General features: G+C 37.6%; 6 protein-coding genes. 4 read left to right on the top strand and 2 right to left on the bottom strand.

The window, feature by feature from the left end:
- Positions 1-9 precede the first annotated feature (9 nt).
- Together LQU93_RS08910 and thiC are read right to left on the bottom strand one after the other, a co-directional pair.
- Positions 10-1,110 carry an Mrp/NBP35 family ATP-binding protein gene (locus tag LQU93_RS08910; protein WP_229933538.1) on the bottom strand — a complete coding sequence of 367 codons (1,101 nt, stop codon included), beginning with the start codon at positions 1,108-1,110 and terminating at the stop codon, positions 10-12.
- Entirely contained in the window at positions 1,100-2,434 is a 1,335-nt protein-coding gene (gene thiC, locus LQU93_RS08915; protein WP_229933539.1) for a phosphomethylpyrimidine synthase ThiC, read from the bottom strand. The genes LQU93_RS08910 and thiC overlap by 11 nt, the downstream gene beginning before the upstream one ends.
- A gap of 110 nt (positions 2,435-2,544) precedes the next feature.
- Here thiC and LQU93_RS08920 point away from each other — a divergent pair, with 110 nt between their 5' ends.
- From LQU93_RS08920 to LQU93_RS08935, 4 genes are read left to right on the top strand one after another with little or no spacing between them, the layout of a single operon-like run.
- Positions 2,545-3,660, top strand: a complete 1,116-nt coding sequence (locus LQU93_RS08920) for a bifunctional 2-C-methyl-D-erythritol 4-phosphate cytidylyltransferase/2-C-methyl-D-erythritol 2,4-cyclodiphosphate synthase (RefSeq protein WP_229933540.1) — start codon at positions 2,545-2,547, stop codon at positions 3,658-3,660.
- The gene (locus LQU93_RS08925) at positions 3,657-4,547 is read left to right on the top strand and encodes a response regulator (RefSeq protein ID WP_229933541.1); all 891 of its coding nucleotides are present in this window, start codon (positions 3,657-3,659) and stop codon (positions 4,545-4,547) included. The genes LQU93_RS08920 and LQU93_RS08925 overlap by 4 nt, the downstream gene beginning before the upstream one ends.
- Positions 4,525-5,664, top strand: coding sequence for a sulfate adenylyltransferase (locus tag LQU93_RS08930; protein WP_229933542.1), 1,140 nt, complete (start codon positions 4,525-4,527; stop codon positions 5,662-5,664). The genes LQU93_RS08925 and LQU93_RS08930 overlap by 23 nt, the downstream gene beginning before the upstream one ends.
- Positions 5,665-5,671: 7 nt before the next feature.
- Entirely contained in the window at positions 5,672-6,133 is a 462-nt protein-coding gene (locus tag LQU93_RS08935) for a phosphatidylglycerophosphatase A family protein (RefSeq protein WP_229933543.1), read from the top strand.
- Positions 6,134-6,548: the final 415 nt, after the last annotated feature.

Genomic DNA, 6,548 nt, shown 5'->3' on the forward strand with positions numbered 1-6,548 from the left:
CCTTTAAATTTACTTCGAACAAGCCGATTTGCCGTCCATCACTGGCTGGATTGCAGAGTTATCAGCACCGCCGTTGTTGTTTATCTTTTCTATCTCTTCCCAGAGTTTTCTAGCCGCATCTTCATAGCGTTTTGCAGTCACACTCTCAGGCTGATAAAAGCTCACTGGCTTTCCGCTGTCGCCACCTACACGAACTGCTGGTTCGATCGGAATTTCAGCTAAAATTTGCGTCTTATAAATTTCAGCCAGTTTGGCAGTCGTGCCTTTGCCAAATATATCATACTCCTTGCCATTATCAGGGCAGATAAAACCGCTCATATTTTCAACGATTCCAGCGATTGGAATGTGTAGTTTTTCAAACATATCAAGTCCGCGTTTGCTATCATCAAGTGCTACTACTTGTGGAGTTGTCACGCATACACCAGCCGTTACTGGCACACTTTGAGCCAAAGTAAGCTGCGCATCACCAGTGCCTGGTGGCATATCAAGAAGCAAGACATCAAGCTCACTCCAAAGCACATCACGAAGTAGCTGCTCGATCGCTTTCATTATCATCGAGCCACGCCAAATCAGCGACGCGCCCTCTTCCATCAGCACACCCATACTCATCATCTCAACGCCATGCGACAAAATCGGTTTTAGCTTATTGCCAACAACCTGCGGTTGAGTGCCGACTTCGCCGAGCATTCTTGGGATATTTGGTCCGTAGATATCAGCGTCTAAAATCCCCACTTTCTTGCCCAGTTTTGCAAGGCTTATGGCTAAATTTAGCGTTGTAGTAGATTTACCAACGCCGCCTTTTCCAGAGCTTACCATGACAAAATTTTTAACCTGCGGAGCGATGTTTTTACCACTTACAGAGTTGCTTTTTTCTTCTGGGATTTTTGGCTGAATGATTTTAACATCAGCGTCCGCACCACCAAGCACTCGTGAAATATCCACTCTAAGCTCTTTTGCAACATCTGGATTTGAGCTAACTATCTCAATCTCTATGTAAATTTTATCCGTCACTTCGACATTTTTTACAAAGCCAAAGCTTACTATATCCTTATCAAACCCAGGATATACAACACCTTTTAATCTTTCGATAACTTGATCTTTACTTAACATTATTCTCCTTCATTAGATCTTTTGAAATTCTATAAGCACAAAATTTTGGCCCACACATCGAGCAAAACTCCGCCTTTTTAAAGCCATCATCAGGCAAACTCTCATCGTGAAGCTCTCTTGCCTTATCTGGATCAAGAGCAAGTTCAAACTGCTTGTTCCAGTCAAACGCCCATCTTGCATCACTCATCGCATGATCTCGCTCTATCGCTCCTGCTCTGCCACGAGCCACATCGGCTGAGTGAGCGGCGATTTTGTGCGCGATAATGCCATCTCTTACATCAGCAGCCGTTGGAAGCCCTAAATGCTCTTTTGGCGTCACATAGCAAAGCATCGCTACACCGTGATACGCCGCCATCGCTCCACCTATCGCACTTGTGATGTGATCATATCCAGCACCTATATCGGTAGGAAGTGGTCCAAGCACATAAAATGGTGCATTATGACACCACTCTTGCTGAATTTTAACATTGTATTCTATCTGATTTAGTGGCACGTGTCCGGGACCTTCGACCATGACTTGCACATTCTTTTCCCACGCACGAAGTGTGAGTTCGCCTAAAATTTTAAGCTCACTTAGCTGAGCCTCATCAGTAGCATCATACAAACAGCCAGGACGCAAACTATCGCCAAGCGAGAGTGCTACATCGTATTTAGCACAGATATCACAAATCTCATCAAAGGCTTCGTAAAATGGATTTTCTTTATGATAGTGCATCATCCAAGTAGCCATAAGGCTCCCACCACGGCTTACTATGCCCATTTTACGCTTTGAGACTAGTGGCATAAATTTAAGCAAAAATCCAGCGTGTATCGTAAAGTAACTAACGCCCTGCTGTGCCTGTTTTTCCAGCACTTCAAGCATGGCTTTTATGTTTAAATTTTTTATATCACACACATCGTGGATTATCTGATACATAGGAACTGTGCCAATTGGAACTGTTGAGTTTTGGATAATGGCTTCTCTGATTTTATCAAGATCGCCACCAGTCGATAGATCCATAACCGTATCAGCACCGTATTTAAGGCATAAATTTAACTTTTCAAGCTCACCATCTATATCACTTGCAAGGCTTGAATTACCGATATTTGCATTGATTTTTGTCTTTGCGTCTATACCAATTGCCATCGGAGTTAAGTTTGTGTGATTTATATTAGCAGGGATTATCATACGCCCTACAGCCACGCACTCACGCACAAACTCAGCCCCCAAACCTTCAACCTTTGCCACATGCTCCATTTCAGGCGTTATAATGCCTTTTTTAGCATAATACATCTGAGTTGGTGTAGCGTCATTTGCTCTAGTTTTTATCCAATCCTTTCTCAATTTAATCCCTCCAAAATTTTTGTAAGACTAAAATTGTATCATTTTTGCCTTTATGTAATTTAAAACTTACAAAGTGTATAATTTCGTAACATTTTTTTAAGGGGAGCACTTTGTTTGACATCACATTGATTATGCTTGGGGCTGGGAACTCAACACGTATGCAAATGCCCACAAAAAAGCAATGGCTTTATATAGACGATGAACCACTCTGGCTTTATGCCACTAAAAATTTAGGCAAATTTTACACATTTAAAGAGATTATAATAGTATCAAACGAAGGTGATTATATGTCACGCTTTGCCCCAAATTACATATATGTAAAAGGTGGTGCAACACGTCAAGAGAGCCTAAAAAACGCACTTTCACATGTAAAAAGCGAGTATGTGCTAGTAAGCGATATAGCAAGAGCAAATATCCCTCACGAACTACTTCATAAAATCATACAAAACAGTGATAAAGCTGATTGTATCGTGCCTGTGTTAAATGTAGTAGATACGACATATTACCAAAACGAAACAATAGAGCGAGAAAAAATAAAATTAATCCAAACTCCACAACTCTCACGAACAAAAATTTTATCCAAAGCGTTACAATCTGACACACTTTACACAGATGACAGCTCAGCTATACGTGCAGTTGGTGGTTCAATCTGGCAAATACAAGGCGATGAGAGAGCCAGAAAAATCACAACCTATGATGATTTATTTAAAATTTCACTACTGCCACCAAGCAAAGAACAATTTGTAGGCACTGGATTTGATGTGCATGAGTTTGCAAAGGGCTATGATTTATGGCTTTGCGGTGAAAAAATTGAGTATGAAAATGGACTAAAAGCACACAGTGATGGCGATGTCGCACTTCATGCACTAACAGACGCTATTTTGGGTGCAGCTGGACTTGGCGATATAGGCGAACACTTTCCAGACAACGATCCAAGCTATAAGGGGGCGAATTCACTCACGCTATTAAAAACTGCTTACGAAAAAGTGCAAAGCGTTGGCTTTGAACTAGTAAATGCAGATATAACAATCATGGCAGAGCAGCCAAAAATAAGCAAATTTAAAGCAAAGATGCAAAACAACATCGCAGCCGCTTTAAATGTCATGCCAAATCGCATAAATGTCAAAGCAACTACAACCGAAAAACTAGGCTTTGTTGGACGCAAGGAGGGTATAGCCGTGATAGCTACAGCTGGGATAAAATATTATGATTGGACAAAAAAATGAGAGTTTTAATAGTAGATAATGAGATATATTTGGCTGGTTCGATAGCTACAAAACTAGCAGATATTGGATACGAGTGCGACATCGCAAGAAATGTTAAAGAGGCATTAAAAGATGAAAAGTATGATGTAGTGTTACTTTCTACTACGCTTTCTGGGCAGGATTTTTATCCAGTGATAGAAAAACATAAAGGCTCCATAATTATCTTATTAATCGCTTACATAAGCAATGATACCGTTTCAAAGCCGATGTTGGCCGGTGCGAGTGATTATATACAAAAACCGTTTATGATAGAAGAACTCGTAAGAAAGATAAATCATTTAAGTGAGCATAAAAACATGCAAAATATGCTTGTAGCATATCAAACATATATTCAAAATGCACTAAAATGCTATAAAACGCAAGACATTGATCCAAAAAAGCTAAAATTTCCACTTTTGATTAAAACAAATAAAACAGAGTATGCTGATAGTTTTGTGTTTGAATTAACAAAACAAACCAAAGGCTCTTTTAAATACATAATAGCCCAAAATTTAACACAAACACAAAAAGAACTAATATCAAGCGAATGCGAATACATCTATATAAGCGAGGCACAAAACCTAAATCAAAACGAGATAGAAAAACTATTAAACTTATCACAACGCAAAAAACTAATACTATCAAGCACAAATTTTAACCTAAACATCAAAACAGAAAGCATTGAAATTTTGGCAAACGAAAGTCATTTTAGCATCGATGAAATCGCAACAATCGATGATTATATTAAACACATTATAAACATGTATCAAGACAAATATCCAGATACTGAGCTATCTAAACGACTTGGAATTTCACGAAAATCACTCTGGGAAAAGAGGAAAAAATATGAAATCACAAAGAAAAAGTAAAATCATAAAAATAACAAACGACATACTTTGCACTCTTGAACTTGTGAAAAATAAAATTTTTTCAAACTACAACAAGCTAATGAATCAAGACGAGGCAGATAGTGCCATAAAAAAGGGCTATTTTAACGGCGAAGCTATGCCAAATCCTTTTGTGTTTTTTGTAGATGAAAAAGAGGCAAAAGAGCTAAAAAACGGCGATGAAGCGGTGATGGTTTGCGAAGAAAATGAAGTTGGATATATTAAAATTTCATCTGTTTTTAAAAGCAAAAACGAGTATAAAAGTAGCGTGTTTGCAAGGGGTGAGATAAAAGAGTGGGCGATAAGCGGAGAGTTTGAAATCTCAAGCAACGAGATAAAAAACACACTTGATGAGCTTGAACGTATAAAAACAGAACTAAACGCCAAAAAAATAACCGCCGTAATGCTAACGGCTGATCCGCTACATAGAGCACATGAAAGACTAATTCGCATGACGATTGATAAGGCTGATTTGGTTGTAATATTTTTACTTCAAACACATGGAAATGAGCATTTAAGCTTTAATTTGCGTAAAAAATCTCTTGAAATTTTTGCCAAAAAGTATCTGCCACCTAATAAAATAACAATTTTTCCATTTAAATCTAGCATCTTTAAAGCACATCAAAACCCAGCTCTTGAATGTATCACAGCTCATAATATAGGTGCAAATAAACTAGTATTAGGGCAAAATCATGCAGGCATTGGTATGTTTTTTGATCACAATCAACCAAAAACTATGCTTGATAGATACATAAATGATTTAGGCATGGAGATTATAGTGTTGCCTGAGCTTGTGTATTGCAATGAGTGCAAAACTATCGTAAGCACACGCACTTGTCCGCATGGACAACATCATCACATAAAATATCATCCACCAACAATAAAAACACTACTTTTTAACGGCATTATGCCACCAGCAATACTAATGAGATCTGAAATTTCAGCCCTTATTTTAAGCGAACTTTTTAAAGATAGGTTTAGCGATGTGCAAAAGTTATGTGATGCACTTTTTCCAAACTCTGGTCTGCTTGAAGAGCGAAATGAGCGTGATTTTTACAAAGAGCTAATGAAACTTTATCAAACTACATCATTATCATAGGAGAGATATGCAACGAGTATTTTTAACATTTTTTGGAGTTGGATTTATACCATTTGCACCTGGGACTTGGGGTTCTGTGGCTGGGGCTGTGGTGGGGTATTATATATTATATTTTTTCTCATCAACCACGCTGTTTTTGGCAACCATACTTTTAACGGCTGTTTCTGTAAGCGTCATAAATGACTATGAAGCTAAAACTGGCGAACACGACCATAAGAGCATAGTTATAGATGAGGTAGCTGGTGTGTGGATCGCATTTGTCTTAAGCGGTGCTACACTTTTACAACTCATACTGTCACTTGCGTTTTTTAGAGTGTTTGATATACTAAAACCATCTATTATAGGTAGAATTGACCGTGACGTCAAAGGCGGACTTGGTGTGATGGCAGATGATATCGTCGCTGGTATAATGGCTGGCATTGCTAGTGCAATGGTGTATGGAGTAGCCTTGAAATTTAATCTAGTTTGATAAATTTAGCCGTGATTTTTAAATGACGGCTAAATTTATCAATGTAGCCACTTAAAACACATTTAAAAACTCTGTCATAAATGCGAAATTTTAAGGTATTGATTAATGATTTAAATAGCCGAATTTACAATAACTCCTGTTATAAATGCAAAATATTGCTAGTTTTACATAAATAAACTTTTTAAAAAATTTACCCTTCGTTTCTAAACAGTAAAAATAGCATATTTAAACTCACAAACCAGATATCATAAAACAATCCACTAAAAATTGTCCTAAGCAAACAAATTTTTAAAACAGCTAATTATTTACTAGGCACCAACCCATCACTATAACATAACAATACTTATTAAAACACCAAACAATAATACTTTAAACACTTATAAAATTAAAAAACTATTTTTCACTTCTGTTATGA

Origin of the sequence: Campylobacter majalis, assembly GCF_905120465.1 — a bacterium.
GTDB lineage: Bacteria > Campylobacterota > Campylobacteria > Campylobacterales > Campylobacteraceae > Campylobacter_A > Campylobacter_A majalis.

Coding starts and splice junctions, on each gene's coding strand:
- LQU93_RS08910 (WP_229933538.1), bottom strand. CDS start 1,110: ATGTTAAGTAAAGATCAAGTTATCGAAAGATTAAAAGGTGTTGTATAT.
- LQU93_RS08925 (WP_229933541.1), top strand. CDS start 3,657: ATGAGAGTTTTAATAGTAGATAATGAGATATATTTGGCTGGTTCGATA.
- LQU93_RS08930 (WP_229933542.1), top strand. CDS start 4,525: ATGAAATCACAAAGAAAAAGTAAAATCATAAAAATAACAAACGACATA.
- LQU93_RS08935 (WP_229933543.1), top strand. CDS start 5,672: ATGCAACGAGTATTTTTAACATTTTTTGGAGTTGGATTTATACCATTT.